At 49.1% G+C, this 16,419-nt stretch carries 10 protein-coding genes; 1 reads left to right on the top strand and 9 read right to left on the bottom strand.

The window, feature by feature from the left end:
* Window positions 1-7 precede the first annotated feature (7 nt).
* Entirely contained in the window at window positions 8-616 is a 609-nt protein-coding gene (locus tag DXA36_RS15870; protein ID WP_118680505.1) for a hypothetical protein, read from the top strand.
* Window positions 617-671: 55 nt separating this feature from the next.
* On the opposite strand, the gene DXA36_RS15865 is transcribed toward DXA36_RS15870, so the two are convergent.
* The 9 genes from DXA36_RS15865 to DXA36_RS15820 all read right to left on the bottom strand — a co-directional run bounded on the left by DXA36_RS15865 (window position 672) and on the right by DXA36_RS15820 (window position 15,804).
* Window positions 672-1,595: a helix-turn-helix domain-containing protein gene (locus tag DXA36_RS15865; protein ID WP_118680504.1), complete on the bottom strand. Its 924-nt coding sequence runs from the start codon at window positions 1,593-1,595 to the stop codon at window positions 672-674.
* Window positions 1,596-1,609: 14 nt separating this feature from the next.
* Window positions 1,610-2,644, bottom strand: a complete 1,035-nt coding sequence (locus tag DXA36_RS15860; protein WP_118680592.1) for a LacI family DNA-binding transcriptional regulator — start codon at window positions 2,642-2,644, stop codon at window positions 1,610-1,612.
* A 320-nt stretch (window positions 2,645-2,964) separates the two neighbouring features.
* Window positions 2,965-4,716 (bottom strand): glycoside hydrolase family 35 protein, encoded by a 1,752-nt coding sequence (locus DXA36_RS15855; protein ID WP_118680503.1) that lies wholly within the window; start codon window positions 4,714-4,716, stop codon window positions 2,965-2,967.
* Window positions 4,717-4,775: 59 nt separating this feature from the next.
* Window positions 4,776-8,021 (bottom strand): family 43 glycosylhydrolase, encoded by a 3,246-nt coding sequence (locus DXA36_RS15850; protein WP_118680502.1) that lies wholly within the window; start codon window positions 8,019-8,021, stop codon window positions 4,776-4,778.
* Between the two features lie 111 nt (window positions 8,022-8,132).
* Window positions 8,133-9,779 (bottom strand): extracellular solute-binding protein, encoded by a 1,647-nt coding sequence (locus DXA36_RS15845; RefSeq protein WP_118680501.1) that lies wholly within the window; start codon window positions 9,777-9,779, stop codon window positions 8,133-8,135.
* Window positions 9,780-9,872: 93 nt separating this feature from the next.
* Window positions 9,873-10,775, bottom strand: a complete 903-nt coding sequence (locus tag DXA36_RS15840) for a carbohydrate ABC transporter permease (protein WP_118680500.1) — start codon at window positions 10,773-10,775, stop codon at window positions 9,873-9,875.
* Between the two features lie 12 nt (window positions 10,776-10,787).
* Entirely contained in the window at window positions 10,788-11,756 is a 969-nt protein-coding gene (locus tag DXA36_RS15835; protein WP_182479100.1) for an ABC transporter permease, read from the bottom strand.
* Window positions 11,757-12,360: 604 nt separating this feature from the next.
* Window positions 12,361-13,515, bottom strand: coding sequence for a glycoside hydrolase family 88 protein (locus DXA36_RS15825; protein WP_118680497.1), 1,155 nt, complete (start codon window positions 13,513-13,515; stop codon window positions 12,361-12,363).
* Between the two features lie 195 nt (window positions 13,516-13,710).
* The gene (locus DXA36_RS15820) at window positions 13,711-15,804 is read right to left on the bottom strand and encodes a beta-galactosidase (RefSeq protein WP_118680496.1); all 2,094 of its coding nucleotides are present in this window, start codon (window positions 15,802-15,804) and stop codon (window positions 13,711-13,713) included.
* Between the last annotated feature and the right edge of the window lie 615 nt (window positions 15,805-16,419).

Genomic DNA, 16,419 nt, shown 5'->3' with positions numbered 1-16,419 from the left:
ACAGGGAATGGGAATTGAATCAGAGGAAATCCGCAGGCTTCTGGCAGCCCTTACGGATCGGACCCGGAAGGGCGCTCTTCATTGGGAATTGATGGAATATGACCCCATTTGCTTTATGACGGAAATGGGCATTGAATTCGATGGTTCGGAAACGGAAAACTTTGCACAGAACATTTCTTTCCGCTGTCACCTGAAAAAGGGACGATCAATTTGGCTGGAAGCCTACGAATCCATAGGCTTTCCCTCCTCGGGAGGGTTTCCTTCCCTGAAGGAAGGCCCCTCCCTGCGCGGACTTGGATTCTATACCATGCGTTTTCTTTCGTCCTCCGGAAAGGTTATGTACCAATCCGAACGCATTGTCAGCAAACGGGAGCAGCAGCTTCTGATCTGCTTTCTGATCGATGCTGTTTTCCAGGATACGGAGAATCTTTTCCTACGCATGCCCCGGAATAATCCCTTATCTTTCCAAAGATATCTTCGACACCATGATCCCGGCGGGGGACTGGAAAATCATCCGCTTTCCCAGCTTATGAAACGGTATTACCGCGATAACCGCTGTCTGGATTTTCATCTGCTGGCCATGAGCTGTGCCAACGGGAAAAAAAACGGGAAGTGACCTTTCTGCCGGTCATTTCCCGTTTTTCTGCCACAGTCCGGACAAGCCTGAACCGCTATATTTTTCTTCCGTTCAACCCCTCCCTGGCATATTCGGTGGGGGATTTTCCCGTATATTTCTTGAATACCCGGCTGAAATAATATTCATCGGGGAAACCGACGCTTTCCCCGATTCTGGACATCTTCCAGGGAGAATTCAAAATGAGGGCTTTTGCATGATTTATCCTGACCCGGTTCAGGTACTTGAAAATCGTCTGTCCTGTCATTTTCTTAAAGGTACGGTTCATATAATCAAAATTGCCGCCGAACTCTTTTTCCAGAGACTGCCCGGTGATCTCCCCGGCATATTCCCGGTTCAGATAATTCAGCAGCTCCTGCACATTCCGGTAGGAGCGGGGCTGTTTTTCCACATACGCCACCGTTTCTGCCGTCACATAGCTCCTGCTGATTTCCACAAAAGCTTCCAGCACCTTGCAGGCCAGCAGTACTTTATAATTTTCCAGCTGGGTTGTATTGCGTTCCACCGCTTCGTTCAGAAGCTCCGTCACCTTTACCAGACTGCTGTAGTCATGGATATGATAGCTTTTGGGAAGGTAAAGGCTTGGCTCCTCACATTTATCATAGCTGAAAATATCACTCTGGATGGAGGATTGCCGGTTTTCCAGCAAAAGCTTCCGGATCCCTTTTTCCTTTTCTTCCTCAACAGGAATGATATCCGGATGCCGGAAATGTACATAAAAATATTCACACCAGGAGGCCTTCATCCCCACATGGGTATACCGGGGATCCAGCACATACATATCCCCCGGCTGGAGTGTCACGGCGCTTCCGTTTTCCTCCAGATACATGACCCCTTTTTTAATCAGATACACGATATATTCGTCCGCTTTCCTGCGCCTGTGCACATACGGCGGCTCTATCACCACAGAATCCGCCAGCCTGACCGCGGGAAGACACTGCAGGTTTATCCGGTAAAACATATAAGCAATTTCCTTTACTTCAGTTGTTTGCAGGAATCTCTGATGACCAGCCTGGATTTTACCATCTGCACCCGGGGCGGCTCCCCGTTATGTATGGCCTGCATCGCCGTCTCTATCAGGAGCTTGCCGAAAAGCTTGTAATCATATCCCACGCAGGTAAGGCGGGGCATGCAGGTTTCGGCAATATACGTATTGTCAAAGCTCACCACGGACACGTCCTCGGGGATACGCAGGCCGTGCTCTCTGAGTGCCCGCACTATTCCCACCGCAGTGAAGTCATTGATGGCAATGATCGCGCTGGGCATGGGGTGATCCTCCCTGATAAACCGGTGCATCGCCGCGCTGCCGCTCTCTATATCATAGCTGTGGCCGTCCACAATGTATTCTTCTCTGACGGGGATTCCGTATTTACGCAGCATCTGGCGGTATCGGAGCCTTTTGTCCAGGGTGGATTTCACATTGTCACGTCCGCCGATCAGGGCGATATCCTGATGGCCGTTTTCGATAAGGAACTGCATCAGCAGCTCCATGGACTGGCCTTCATCGATATTCACCTGGTAGCAGTCCGCCCCGTCCAGCTTTCCGGTGATTAAAACCGGAGTGGTGTTGGCTACTTTATTGATATTCTCCACATAGCTGGTATCCGATATCAGTTCATCCACCTTTCCCCCGATTTGGATAATGGCATCCACCCTCTGCCCGGAAAACTTCTCCAGATAGGAAACCTCCATCTCATTGCTTCCCAGGGAATTGCACAGCAGCAGCAGATAGCCGTTTTCATTGGCCGCCTTCTCACATTCCACCGCCATGGTTGCATAAAACGGGTTCCGGATATCGGAGACCATGAGGCCAATCATTTTCGTTTCCACGCTGCTCAGGCCCCTGGCCAGGGCATTGGGTCTGAAATCATACTTCCTGATCAGCGCTTCCACCCGGCTTTTCTTTTCTTCGCTCACCTTGGCATTGCCTGTCAGGACTCGGGAAACCGTGGCCGGGGATACGCCTGCTTCCTTTGCTATTGTATAGATACTGATCGTTTCTTTCTCCATGTTCTGCCTCCCCCATTTCCGGCCGTCTTTCGAATCTTCCGAAACCGTGCCCTTGAAACCGGTATCATTTATAATTTCATTATAATACATACCGGGGAATTAACCAAGCCTTTTTGAGAAAAAAGCGGTAAAATACAAATAATCCGGCAACCGTTAGACGGCCCTTTGTGCGCAGGGGACACCGCAGGGCACAAGGGGCCGTCTGAACGGTTACATAATCCGGCCAGTTTAACTGCCACGCGCGGCCGGATGCCTGTTTGCATCACGCTTTCAGACAAATTGTATTTTTGCAGGGTTTTTGACCGGGCGGGGTTTTGACTTTATCCCACATCCGGCTCGGCCCTGAGGCTGATTTCCGGTACGGTTTTTCCGTCTGTTTCAAACAGGATGATTTCATTGGTCCCTTTCTTCAGAAGCGGCGCAGGAATATACAAACGCTTCTGCGGCCCGATTTCCCAGAACCGCCCCAGGTTAAAGCCGTTAAGGAAGGCACAGCCTTTCCCCCAGCCGGCGAAATCCAGGAAGGTATCCCCGGTTTCCTCCGCTTCAAAGGTAAATTTATAAAAGCCGGGCGTTCCTTCTACGTATCCCCTGGAGAAATCGAGAGCATCCAGGTTATCCAGGGGAAGTGTATACATTTCCCAGTTATAGTGCATATGCCCGTTGAGCTGCACGCAGCCTTCAATGCCTTTCCTCTGGGATTCCATGCGGGGGCCGAAATTGACGCGGCCCATATTTTCCATGAGAATATCCATGACCGCGCCGGGTTCAAAATCCACCTTTACCTGGGCTTCTGTCAGCAGCTGTCTGTCATAAAGAGTGACTACCGGCTTTTCATCCACAAAGATATTGGCCCTGTCATTGGCTCCCCACAGACGGATTTTTTCCAGGTTCTGCTCTCTTTGCAGTGATGTACGGTACAGGATATAGCCGTAGCTTTGATCCAGCTTTTCCATAGGCATGGGGAAGGGGTTCCTGACGGGTACCGACAGATCCGCAAGCACCCGGAACAGGCTGACCTTCTCCTGTACCTTCAGGGTGCCGTAGTCCTTTTTCCGGATGTCCGTGGAGAATTTCACCTGGGGAAGAAGCGTATATTTTCCGATAACCTCCCGGTATTTTTCATATTTTGGGGTAAAATCCCCTGCTTCCGTGAGCACCGCATCATAGTCGTAGCTGGTGACATCCGGGGTCAGTTCGTCATAATAGTTGGAGCCGTTCATAAAGCCGAAGTTGGTTCCGCCTTCAAACATATAGATGTTCACATGCCCCAGCTCCAGCATCTTATCCAGATCCTTTGTGCTTTCTTCCAGGTTGCCGCGCATGTGGCCGCCGTTTCCCCAGTGATCAAACCAACCTACCCAGAATTCCGTACACATGAGGGGGCCGCCGTCCGTATATCTTCTGAGCACGTCAAAACGTTCTTCCGTTTTGGATCCGAAATTTCCGGTGGGCAGAACGCCGGGAAGCCGGCCGCAGGAAAGAGATTCATCCATGGGGCCGTCGGAGGTGACAAGCGGCACCTGAACGCCGTTATCCAGCATGATCTGCTTCATGGTTTCCATATAGGCGGTATCATCCCCATAGTAGCCGTATTCGTTCTCCACCTGCATCATGATAACGGGGCCGCCGTGCGTGATCTGCAGGGGGACGAGCACGGGAAACAGCACCTTATAATATGCCCGGATAGCCTCCAGAAAAGGTTCATAGCAGCCGCGCAGACGCATACCGTCTTCTTTTAACAGCCAGGCGGGAAGCCCGCCGAACTCCCATTCCGCGCAGATATACGGGGAGGGGCGCACAATGACATAAAGCCCCAGCTCCCCGGCAAGCTGAATAAATTTTTGTATATCCAGCATGCCCTCGAAAACAAACTTCCCCCGTTTTGGCTCATGCATATTCCAGGGTACGTAGGTTTCCACCGTGTTCGCCCCCATGGCCTTCAGCTTTTCCAGCCGGTCACGCCAGTACTCGGGAACGACCCTGAAATAATGAATCGCTCCGGATATTATTTTAAAAGGCCTGCCGTTCAGATAGAAATCATCCCTGATTTCAAAAACTCCTTCTTTCATGCTTTCCTTCTCCTTTTCCCTCTGTTTTAAACCCGAATTATTTGCTTACGGTTTATCATCTATAATGTAGGTATGATTTTTTTCATTCTTCCGTTATCTTCAAATTCCACGCTGTCAATACAGGTTTCCCGATGGAAGCCCTTTCCCTCCGGATAGTCGGAAAGAGGCAGGGCGAAGCGGTGATACGCCGCCACATAAGCATCCTTTCCCGGCTCTTTCAGGATACAGTGATGCCCGGTTCCCAGAATCCCCTCTGCAGGGCGCTTCTCCAGCACCGGATAATGACAGGTTACAGGCCCGGACAGGCTTTCCGATGTCCCGTAGTTCACATGATAGTCCTCACTGCCCGTATCGTCACAGGACCAGGTGAAATGGTACAGGCCGCCGCGTTTCAACACCGTTACCGCCTCCCGGAAATCCGTAAGCCCCTCCAGCGGCCGCATGGTTCCCGGACAGATATCCGTCATGGTTTCTTCCAGTCTCACAAGGGCCGGCGCTCCGTTTCCGAATAACAGATAGGGGGTGCCGTCCTCTTCGATAAAGACCGACGGATCGATCACCTGGCTCACGCTTACCCCTTCCGCCTCCACAGCTTCCGGCGTGAGGAGGGGAATCGCTTTTACGGTAAAAGGCCCTTCCGGATGCGGGGCGGCCGCCACCCCGATACAGGATTTTCCATCCGGCCTTTTTCCGCAGAAATAAAAATACCAGTTTCCGTTTTTCTCCGCAATGGCGGGCGCCCAGGCACTGCCTGTTGCCCAGGGGACCTGCCCGGTTTTCAGATCCACAATGACCCCCTTATCCGTCCAGCTGTGCAGATCCGGGGAGGAAAACACATGGAACTGCCAGCCCGACCAGCCGGGAAAGCCGTCTGTGGTGGGATAGAGATAGTAGGTTCCGTTATGGAAGGCCATATCCGGATCCGCAAACAGCCCTTTTAAAACCGGGTTCTTTTTTTCCTTCAGACAGAAAACCATTACCGTCCGGGGAGGGATTTTTGCGGTAAACGGAGAACCTTCCGTCAGGAATTCCTGTTCTTTGGGTATCACACGATCCGGCTGCTCCAGGGAATTTTCCTCCCCGGGGGCACAGCCGCCCATGGAGATAACCGTTCCATATAGGGATGCCTTTTCCATACCGTTCAGATGCACGCAGATAAGCCGTTCCTTATCGCTTACATTCACCATTTTCAGAATCACACTGCCGTCTTCCTTACGCATGGAGGCGGAGAGGTAGAGCGGTTCTATAACGACCGGCTGCAGGGTTATGTCATGATAAGCCTTTCCATCCGCAAAGGTGCGGATATTCCTTCCCCGGAACTGAAGGGTGAGCTCATAGTCCCGGTTCTGTTCCACCCGGAACAGATACTGGCTGAGGCAGGAATGCTGTCCTTTGGTGTATTCCACCAGGCAGGTATCCTGGTTCTGCCATCCTCCCAGCTCCCATTCCAGCTGTCCGCCCTCTGCGTTCCTTCCGAAAATTATCCGGAAGCCCCGGCTGCCTTCCCATTCCCTGGCTCTGCAGGTAATCGTTACATTCGTCCAGTCCAGATGGCCGATAACGCTTTCCGTGCGGGATTTATCAATAACCACATCCGGGAAACGCAAGGTTTCTCCGGTATCGTCATTCCGGATTTTTATCCCTGAATACCGGATTCGGGCATCCTCCTGGCCGGCGGAAAACACAAGCTCACCGCTTATATTATCCTGCCGGGGACAGAGTTCCTCGCTCTCATCCGCAAAGTCGGCAAACAGGGGCAGCGTATAATCCCCCTGGTAATTCATGAACAGCTTTTGTATGTAATAATTAGGGGTTGCGCAGGATCTGTGGTTGTCAAACCAGATCATATCCGGCTTCCAGTTGGTATAATCGATATTGCAGAAAAGCGGCGCATAGCAGGCGAGCTTTACCACCCCTGCGTTCCTCTCAAGGCCGGTCATATAGGATGCCTCGCAGAGGGCATTCCCCCAGGAGTTTCCATGGGACGCGTATTCCCCCAGGAATACCCCGGGTTCCTCCGGGGAAAAGGTATCATAACGGCGGTGGTTTTTCAGGAACCATTCCGGAGCCATGTAATAGTGCTCATCCACCAGATCCGACCTGTTCTCCCTTGCGGATTTCCATCCTCTTTCATACTCGCCGCCGGCCGCGAACGGGCCTGCGGTATTTATAATCCTGATAGCGGGGTATTTTTCCCGGATCGCTTTATGGAAATAAGGATATCTTTCAAAGAAGGGTGCTCCCACCTCCTCATTTCCGATTGCCAGGTATTCCATCCCAAAGGGAGCTTCATGCCCCAGAGCGGCACGCACCGATCCCCATTTGGTAGTCCGGGCGTCCCCGTTGGCAAACTCTATCAGATCCAGGGCATCTGCAACCCAGGGTTCCAGTTCCTCCAAAGGGACTATCCTCTGGTGATGGGGATCATAACCTCCCGGCAGGACGGGTATGGGCCTGGCTCCGATATCCTCGCACAGCTGGAAATATTCATAAAATCCAAGCCCCAGCGTCTGGTTATAGCCCCAGTTATTTCTTCTGGCGGGCCGCTCCCATAACGGGCCGATTGTATTTTTCCAGCGGTACATGGAATTTCTGTCCTCCGGATCCAGGGAGCCGTCATGGACAAGACAGCCTCCTGGAAACCGCAGGAATTTAGGCTGCATATCCTCCAGCAGCTGTGCCAGATCCTTACGCAGTCCGTTTCTTCTTCCTTTATAGGTATCCGCGGGAAACAGGGAGATAAAGTCCAGGGCGGCGCGGCTCTTTCCTTTTATGGTTACGGCAAGGCGGGCACAGGTATCTGTTACCGGGCTGACAAGGGAAAGCTCCGTCTTTGTCCAGTCGGTCTTTACGGTAAAGCCGGCGTGCGTATAGGTTTTCCCCTCCCGGCTTCTTAAGGAAACTTCCAGTTCTTCCTCCGGGTTTCCTCTTTTGGCAAAGCAGGTAAAATAATAGGTTTCCCCTTTTTTCAGGGGGATCCCGGTATTGTAGCCGGTATTGCAGATGCCCACATTCTTTCCCGGCTGTCTGATATCTATTACAAGATAATGGGGATTTTTACCGGAAACCGGATCCGCCGTTTCTATATGGAAATCAGCGGTTCCGTCATCTTCCACGCATTCCCAGGCCGTGAGGGCATGGTAATCCGCATTATCAATTTTGTCAAATTCAAAAGAGCGGTTCTGAATTAATTCCGCATATAAACCGCCGTCTGCCGCATGGTTCAGATCTTCAAAAAAAATGCCGTACAGGTCATCCAGGTCATTCTGTTTACGGGTGGTGTCGATTAGCAGTCTGTTTTCCATTTTTTCTTCCTGTCTGTGGGGGAATGGGTTTATTATGTAAATTGCCGGCTGCATACCGGAGTATGCAGCCGGCTTATTTGTTAAAACCGTGATTGAAGAAATCCGTAAATTTTACTGAGCTTCCTTCTGTGCCTTATAAGCATCCATCTGTGCCTGCAGATCTGCTTTTACCTCTTCATAGCCTGCATCCAGAAGTTTCTGTCTCATTTCATCAACAGCAGCCTTCGGATCGTCATATTTACCATATGCCAGCTGAGGGATGTACTCGGAAAGTACGTTTGCAATAGCAGCCTGCGCTACTTCAATATTTGTTTTGTCAACGATAAAGCTTGCATAAGGATAGTCGATTGCATAAGAGTTGTACTCTTCGATCATATCCTGTGTGCCTTCCCACCATGTGGAATCCTGAAGTTCCAGCGTATCGTTACGTCCAAGCCAGAAATTGGAATCCAAAGCATCGGTACTTGCATCAAAACCATCGGGTCTTGCCAGCTTGCCGTCATCTGTTACCAGGTAATCTTCGCCTTCGATACCATAATTCATCAGTCTGTAGCATTCTTCGTCATTTCTCAACAGGTCATATACCATAAGCGCTCTTTCCGGATGCTGGGAATTTGCGCTGATTGCTGCTGCCTGATGTGTGATCAGGGGCTTTGTCAGGTTCTTGCTGGGCATGGAGAAGGGGAACATCTTCACTTCGGAACCAGGCTGTTTCTTGTCCATGTTAGGTCTTACCTGGCTATAGTAGGTCTGGCTGTGATGCTGGTCAGCACCGGAAAGCCCGGCATACATTTCTTCACGGGAGTCACCGTCATAGTTCAGAACGTCTTCTCTCCAGAAGCCTGCATCGTTCCATTTTTTAAACAGTTCCACTGCGTCATAGATTACGTCGCTGTCCATGTAAGGAGAGGTTACCGTGTAAACATCATCTTTGGATTCACCAAACCAGAATTCAAAGTTACCTGCGTTAACACCGTTGATTACAATATTGCCGGTATTGGAATTAATGTAACCGCCAAGCAGTCCGCCGACATTGTTCTTTCCGCCTACATCCCAGGGAATACAGTCGGGCTGGTTATCCTTAACCCACTGGAAATAGGTTCCCAAATCTTCAAAGTTATTGATAGTCTCTACGCCGGCTTCTTTAGCCCAATCGCCGCGGTAATACATACCATGGTTGGTGTACTGGATATAGTTATCTTCCGGAATCATATAGATTTCATCGTTATAAGAGCAGTCCGCCCAATGTTCTTCCGGAATCGTTTCCCATGTCTTAGGAGCATAGGTCTTTAACATATCCTCGGAAAGAGGCATGAATGCACCCTTCTGAATATTTTCCCATGCATACAGCCAGTCGGTAGCCGTGGTAATCAGATCCATGCTGCTGTCACCGCTCAGGAGCTGTACATTGTACTGGGTCTGCCAGTCCGCCCATTCCACATAGGTCATGGTCAGTTCTGCGTTCACCTTTTCATTTAAAATCACATTCAGTTTTTCCAGCATAGCTTCCAGTCTGCCATTGCTGGGCTTGTTTCCAAGAACAAGCAGATTGATAACTTCATGCTTGGAAGTATCAATATTGGATGCAGCCGCTTCGTCCGTACCGGCTGCTGCGCTGCTTCCTTCTGTGGTTGCAGCTGCATTGTTGTCTGTAGTTGCTGTTGTTGTGCCTGCGTCTTTATTTCCGCAAGCAGCCAGGCTGAAGGTCATCGTTCCTGCCAACAGTAACGCCAAAAGTTTTTTGCCGAGTTTACTCATGGTAAATCCTCCCTTTTCTTATTATTACACAAATGAATTGGTTGTGTTGTTTATGCAAATCCCACACAGGGAATTAACATCTTGAATCCGTGATCAGCCCTTTACCGCACCAATGGTAATACCGGAAATAAAGTATTTCTGGACAAATGGATACAGGAAAATAATGGGGCCTGTTGCAACCACTGCCGTCGCCATTTTCAAGGTATTAGTGGGCAGTGAGGTGACAGAAACATTCGCGCCTGCCACGGAACTTTTCAGTGCGCTTGCCTGATTAATAATTCCATACAGATAATACTGAAGAGGTTTATATGTAACTGCGGAGCCTAAATACAGCATGGAGTTATACCATTCGTTCCAGTAACCCAGCGCCAGGAACAGGCCAATGGTAGCAAGTGCAGGCTTCAGCATAGGCAGTACAAGAGAAAGGAAAATCTTAAAATCCCCCGCCCCGTCAATCTTACCGGATTCCGTAATTTCATGGGGAACGGATTTGGCAAAGTTTTTCATCAGGATAATCAGCCAGGGAGTCATCAGCAGCTGCAGGAACACCGCCATATAATTCCCTTTCAGGTGCAGATATCTGGAAACCCAGATAAACGTGGGGGCCATACCTGCGGAAAACAGGGTTGTAAAATAAATGAAGAACGAAATGGCATTTCTGAACGGGAAGTCCTGTCTCTGGAGGGCATAGCCAGTCATGGCAATGATGAACAGTCCCACTATGGTTCCGCCTACGGTCATCACGATAGTGACGAAATAAGAACCAAGTATCATTTTCGGGAACCGGAATACCCAGGAATATGCCGCTACTGTAAGTCCTTTCGGAAGCAGGCCGAATCCTTCTTTGTTAATGATAGTTTCCGTACTGAAGGAAGCCGAAATCATCAGGAGAAAGGGAAGGATACACACCAAAGCGAACAATGTAACAACTATATAGGAAATAACGCGTACCACCATCGTACTGCCGTCCATTTTAATCTTTCTTCTGTCACCCATCACTTTCACCTCCTAAAATAATGCATAATCAGGGTCAATCCTGCGAACCAGCCAGTTACAGAACATAATCAGCGCGAAACCGAAAATCGACTGATAAAGCCCTACTGCGGAAGACGTGGAAAAATTGTTCTGGTTCATCATCATCCGGTATACAAAAGTTTCAATAATATCGGTAGTGGGGAACAGCTGCGAGTTGGAACCGCCCACCAGATTGTAGAACAGGCCGAAATTACCTTTCATAATGCCGCCTAAAGCAAACAGAAGCAGGATGATAAAAGTCGGTTTCAGGCTCGGCAGAATAATGTAGCGGATTCTCTGCCAGCTCGTGGCACCGTCTACCTCCGCAGCTTCCATGATGCTGGAATCAATACCGCAGATGGATGCGAAATAAACAATGGAACCATAACCTGTCTGCTGCCATAACTGGCAGATTACGATAATGATGGGCCAGGCCTTCGGCATACTATACACTTTAACCGGGTCACTTCCAATGGCTTTCAGGAAGGTGTTCAGGGCTCCTGTATCATAATTCAGAATGTTGAATGCGATAACACCGATTAATACGGCCGATATAAAGTAAGGAAGGAACATAATGGTCTGGGATACCTTCTTGAACCATTTGCAACGAACCTCGTTAAGCAGGATTGCCATGGTTATCTGAAGTACATTTCCCAAAACAATAAATACCAGATTATAAAGGATAGTATTTCTTGTCAGCATCCAAAGCTGGCCGGATTTTGCCAGAAACTCAAAATTCTTAAATCCCACAAAGGGGCTTCCGAATATACCATCCCTGAAATTATAATTTGTAAATGCTATGTACACACCAGGCAACGGACAATAACTAAATATAATAAAAAACACAATAGCCGGCAGACACATAAGCAATAAGGTTTTACTGTCTATAACCTTTTTCATAAAGGACTTTTTGGGAACCTTATAGACAGTCGCTGGTGCAGTAGTCTTTGATGACTTTTTCACACTATCTCCTCCATTTCCGCAATTACTTGCTGACATCACAATTTGAAATCGGTTTCAAATTGTAGCCAAAAAATTGGCAGGCACTAGTAAATTATTCTTTTCGATTGTGCAAATTGAATAGTTACAAGAATATACCTGCTGTCTAATTATTCGGCTTATGAAATACGTAAAGTTCTTCCTGTTGGTTTTATTTAGCATCTGAAACCCGTTTCTTGATTGTATTTTAGATCACTCTTTTACCAATGTCAACCCCTTTCATGTAAAAATGTATATTTTTTTAATCTCTTTTTCTTTTCATTGTACAAGTCGCATATATTCCTCTTAGTATATCTTCTTTTTCGAAACGGAAAAAGTGGGAAACCCTTTGTAAATAAGCGATTTTTCTTTACAATACCCGTTTTTTGAAACAGATTATCAGAAACCGTTTTCAAGTCCATTTTAAAAACGCCATTCCCTATATACAGGAATGGCGTCTTCTGCTTTTTCCCGGAGCGAACCCTGGAAGGAACCTTGCAGCGCCGCCGCCCCGGGGAAAAGCAGGGGAGGGGGATACCGCAGGGCACAAAGGGCCGTCTGGGCTGTTACTTCTCTCCAAAAATTCTTATTACCAGTACTGTTCCCAGTCACCCGACAGTCTGGTCAGCGCTTCCATATAAAAATAATCCCCCCAGGAATTGCATTCATCCACACCGCAGTGATTGCAGGTATTGTAAGGGGAGTGGTTGGAATAGGTACTGTGAAGCACCAGGCCGTTGGAGCTTTCATGATCCTTTACGGCATAATTATCATATATGGATTTCATGATTTCAGATGCGATCCCGCTGTAATAGGCGGCGTCCTCCCCAGGCAGATATTTGGCCATTTCCAGCATGCCGCATGCGGCAATCACCGCTGCGGAGGAATCCCTCGGCTGATCGGAGCCGTCCGTGAATTCAAAATCCCAGTAAGGCACCAGATCCTCCGGCAGGTGATCCAGGAAATAGCCGGTTACGGTGCGGAATGCATCTATATATTTCTCCTCCTTGGTATAACGGTAGCCCAGCGCCGTTCCGTAAACCCCCCAGGCCTGTCCTCTGGCCCAGGCGGATCCGTCCCGATACCCCTGGCAGGTAGCGCCGTGATCCGGTTCTCCCGTTTCCATATCAAAGAAAAAAGTATGCCAGGTAGAACCGTCCTCCCGGATTACATTGGCTAATGCGGTATGGATATGCTTTTCTGCGATTTTTCTGTATCTGCTGTCCCCGGTTTCTTCAGAAGCCCAATATAAAAGAGGCAGATTTAAAAGGCAGTCAATAATAAGGCGGTAATTTTCCGGTGCATTCATGGCTCCCCAGGCCTGAATGAACTCCCCTTTTTCATGGAACCTGCTGATAAGCTGATCCGCCGCCTTGATAGCGGCCTCCCTTCCTGTCCGGTTCCCCGTAAGCTTCCAGGCCGCCACGCAGGAAGGAGTATACAGAAATCCCATATCATGGTGATCCACCATAATCTTATTGTCAATCCGGTGCAGGTAATCCGTTACCTGAACCTCTGCGGCTTCCCGGAACACTTCCTCCTTCGTGTGTTCATAGGCAAGCCATATTTCCCCTGTCCAGAATCCATTGGTCCAGTCCACATTCTCAATCGGCTCATAAAAATGATTCACGCTATAGGCATTCTGGAATTTATCCGTAAACTGCGGCAGATACCTTTTGATCTGCGCGGCGGAAAAATCCAGCGCCTGTTTGATCTCCTCCGGGCTGATTTTCTGATAATCCATAGGCGTTTCCCTCTTTTCTTTTCCCATTCTGCCGATCGGCTGTTAATGATATGCCGCTCTGCAGTTTTCCTGTGCCTTCATGGTTATGTTGCTTTTATCATATCACCTTCCGGCACCTTGTGTCTACCTGACATATCCTGTTAGGGTGCGGATAAAAAGTGGTAATGTTCACGGCGCCCTGTTCTGCCGGATGGATTAATAATGAATAGGCTCAATATCTTCCGGTTCTGTGTCCCATGCGGGTGTTTCCCCCGCCGCCACCTGATACATATGGCTGTGACATTCCTTCATTGCCGCCGTCATCGCCTCATATTCCTGCATGCATACATCCACCAGGCCAATCTGATAATTTTCTCCGTCAAACCGGCCCAGGCAGCTCTGATCATTGAGCTGGAAATAGTGTGCCCCCAGGAAATAGGGATTGGTGAGTCCCTGCTCCACATAATAGCGGTAGGCACATCCGCGCTGCTCCTGTGTGGTCACGCCGCGGATTCCATGCGCTGTCAGCCCCGCATCCAGCGCGCCCTGATGGAATTCCCCCACCATGACAGGCTTGTCCAGCCATCCGGCAACCTGCTCCACAGGCTCCAGAGGGGTCAGCTGGTAACTGTTAATGGAGAATACATCAAAGCATCCGGAACCGCATAACAGGCTTTTATCCGTTATGTAAGCATAACGCATTCCCAGATTGAGGTGGTTGGGATCCACTTTACGCAGTGCTTTTGCAGGGATTTCCACATATCTGGCTATCATTTCTTCCGAAAACTGCCGTAAATCCGCCGCTGCCTGCACAGAACGGGAAGCGGCCTTGTAGATACCTTTTTTCAATCCTTCAAAATCCGCCAGATCCGTTCCCCAGGCCTGGTTAAAACGGGCGATGTCCCCATATTTCTTGTTCATACGTTCTGCAAACACATCCTTACTTACCATTCCTGCCGGATTGGCAAGCATTTCTTCCGCAATATTCAAATCATATACGAAGGCCCAGGCCGGCTCATTGCGCATGAAATATCCTATCAGGAAGGGATCCCCTGCATATTCGGCAAGGCTCTGGGCATACCGCTGCGCCGAAGCCTCATATTCAGGTGAAAAAACATCAGGAAAATCCCGGAAAACCGCGGTTTGTGTATGGGGAAAGCCCTCCCTGGAAAAAGAGTCCATCGGTATCACATAGGGCATACGCGCAAACCGGATAAATTCCCTGTCGGACCAGTTTCCTATCGTATTGATACCCCAGGATACAAGATAATGCCTGACAAGTTTCATCCAGCTCTCCTTCCAGTTTTCCCCGAAAGCGGCCTTCAGATTTTCCACCCCGAAATTAAAGAAATCTTCTTTGTTATGAGACATGGCAAGGGAACCGGGCCTGTCCATAACCGTTCCGGAACAGCGGTTACGCACAGTCTCCCCCACAAAATTTTCCACCGGCCCAATCCGTGTCTCCACTCCGGGATTGATACAGTCCACACCGGAGGAAAGGAAGGCATTTCCCGCCGGATCCACCAGCCAGAATCTGCCGTTTTCCCGTTCCAGATGGAACCAACCCGTTTTCGTAAAGGGCTTTTTCCTATAACCGCCGTATTCGTCCCAGTCCGGAAACGGATAGCCGCCGCTGCTCTTCTCCGCATGCTCCAGCAGCTTATGCAGGATCCGGCTGCACGATTCCCGGTTTTCCACCTTTTTGTTCCAGCTCTTTTGCGTCCATTGTCCCAAATCGTCAATCAATTGCCTCTGCGGCAGGGAACAGTCCGGAAAGGTATCGGTAAAAAAGCATTCCGGCAGCGTAAATTGAAAGGGCGCAAACCCCGGCGCTGTCTGCAGCCGGATTTCCCTGATATCGCAAAGACGTATGGGCTTGCCGAAAATACTCATTTTTAAACGGCCCGGCGTCCGTTCCGGGAATATCACCTGGCTGTCCAGAATATGGAAATCAAAAGGAACCATGGTGGGGATCCCCGGCAGAAGGCCGAAAATTATCCGCATTTCCGGTTCCTGCTCTTCTTCTCCCGTCACGGCCGCTTTTTCATAAAAAGAAAGCTGAAAACACATGGAATGCGCCTCCAGTACCTCCGGTTTCAGGCACAGATAGGCAAAATCCTCCAGGCGGACGGCCTTGTCCTCCTCTCTGGAATAAAGCTGATAATCCAGGCCCTCCACCGGGCAGGTAAAACGCATTCTGTTGTCTTCCTGCCTCTCCATGGTTCCCCGGTACAGCCTGGACTGCTTCCATTCCAGCAGGATTCTATGTTCCGCCTCTGCCGTATTTTCTTTTTCGTGAGTCCCAATCATTTTCTTACCCCCTTATGGTTGTTTTCGGAAAAATTCTTCAAAACCGTCTGTGCTGTAAATGCACAGATCCGCACAACAGGTATTCTTTTGTTTCCCCGTCTTACTGAAATCGGTTTCACTTTGATTATAAAAGACCCCCTCCGTTAAGTCAAGGAGCTGGCCCGCACTTAAATAGGAACAGTAACCAAATCAGACCTGTCTGAACTGTTACTTTGAATCGCATTTATAAACAATCAAAGGTAAATTTAATATTGCAGGATTGATAATAACATGGTAAAGTAAACGTAAGCATAATTTTCTATGAATCCTGGCGTAAGCCGTCTTATTTCTATTCTCTATTCAGAAACTCTATGCTTACCACCCAAACGAAACAGGCAAGAGTTGCTGGACAGAAGCGGTTTACGCATATTCTTTCAGACAGCTTCCTGCCGCAATTGCAGAAAGGAGTTGTCTATGGAAAAAAAGAACTCTATGGAAGAAAAGCGCTCCATGGAAGAAAACTATTCCAGGGAAGAAAAGGAACTGCATGTGGTGAGGAACCACAAGGATACGGTATTCCGTCTGCTGTATCAAAACAGGGAAAAACTGTTGGAACTATACAACGCACTGAACGGA

The sequence above is a fragment of the Eisenbergiella sp. OF01-20 genome (assembly GCF_003478085.1).
GTDB lineage: Bacteria > Bacillota > Clostridia > Lachnospirales > Lachnospiraceae > Eisenbergiella.
The sequence above is the reverse complement of the archived record's forward strand: the minus strand, read 5'-3'. Positions and strand labels throughout refer to the sequence as shown.

Excerpts from the sequence above, each read along its gene's own strand:
- DXA36_RS15840 (WP_118680500.1), bottom strand. The coding sequence starts at position 10,775 with ATGGGTGACAGAAGAAAGATTAAAATGGACGGCAGTACGATGGTGGTA.
- DXA36_RS15825 (WP_118680497.1), bottom strand. The coding sequence starts at position 13,515 with ATGGATTATCAGAAAATCAGCCCGGAGGAGATCAAACAGGCGCTGGAT.
- DXA36_RS15845 (WP_118680501.1), bottom strand. The coding sequence starts at position 9,779 with ATGAGTAAACTCGGCAAAAAACTTTTGGCGTTACTGTTGGCAGGAACG.
- DXA36_RS15820 (WP_118680496.1), bottom strand. The coding sequence starts at position 15,804 with ATGATTGGGACTCACGAAAAAGAAAATACGGCAGAGGCGGAACATAGA.
- DXA36_RS15860 (WP_118680592.1), bottom strand. The coding sequence starts at position 2,644 with ATGGAGAAAGAAACGATCAGTATCTATACAATAGCAAAGGAAGCAGGC.
- DXA36_RS15870 (WP_118680505.1), top strand. The coding sequence starts at position 8 with ATGGGAATTGAATCAGAGGAAATCCGCAGGCTTCTGGCAGCCCTTACG.
- DXA36_RS15850 (WP_118680502.1), bottom strand. The coding sequence starts at position 8,021 with ATGGAAAACAGACTGCTAATCGACACCACCCGTAAACAGAATGACCTG.
- DXA36_RS15855 (WP_118680503.1), bottom strand. The coding sequence starts at position 4,716 with ATGAAAGAAGGAGTTTTTGAAATCAGGGATGATTTCTATCTGAACGGC.
- DXA36_RS15865 (WP_118680504.1), bottom strand. The coding sequence starts at position 1,595 with ATGTTTTACCGGATAAACCTGCAGTGTCTTCCCGCGGTCAGGCTGGCG.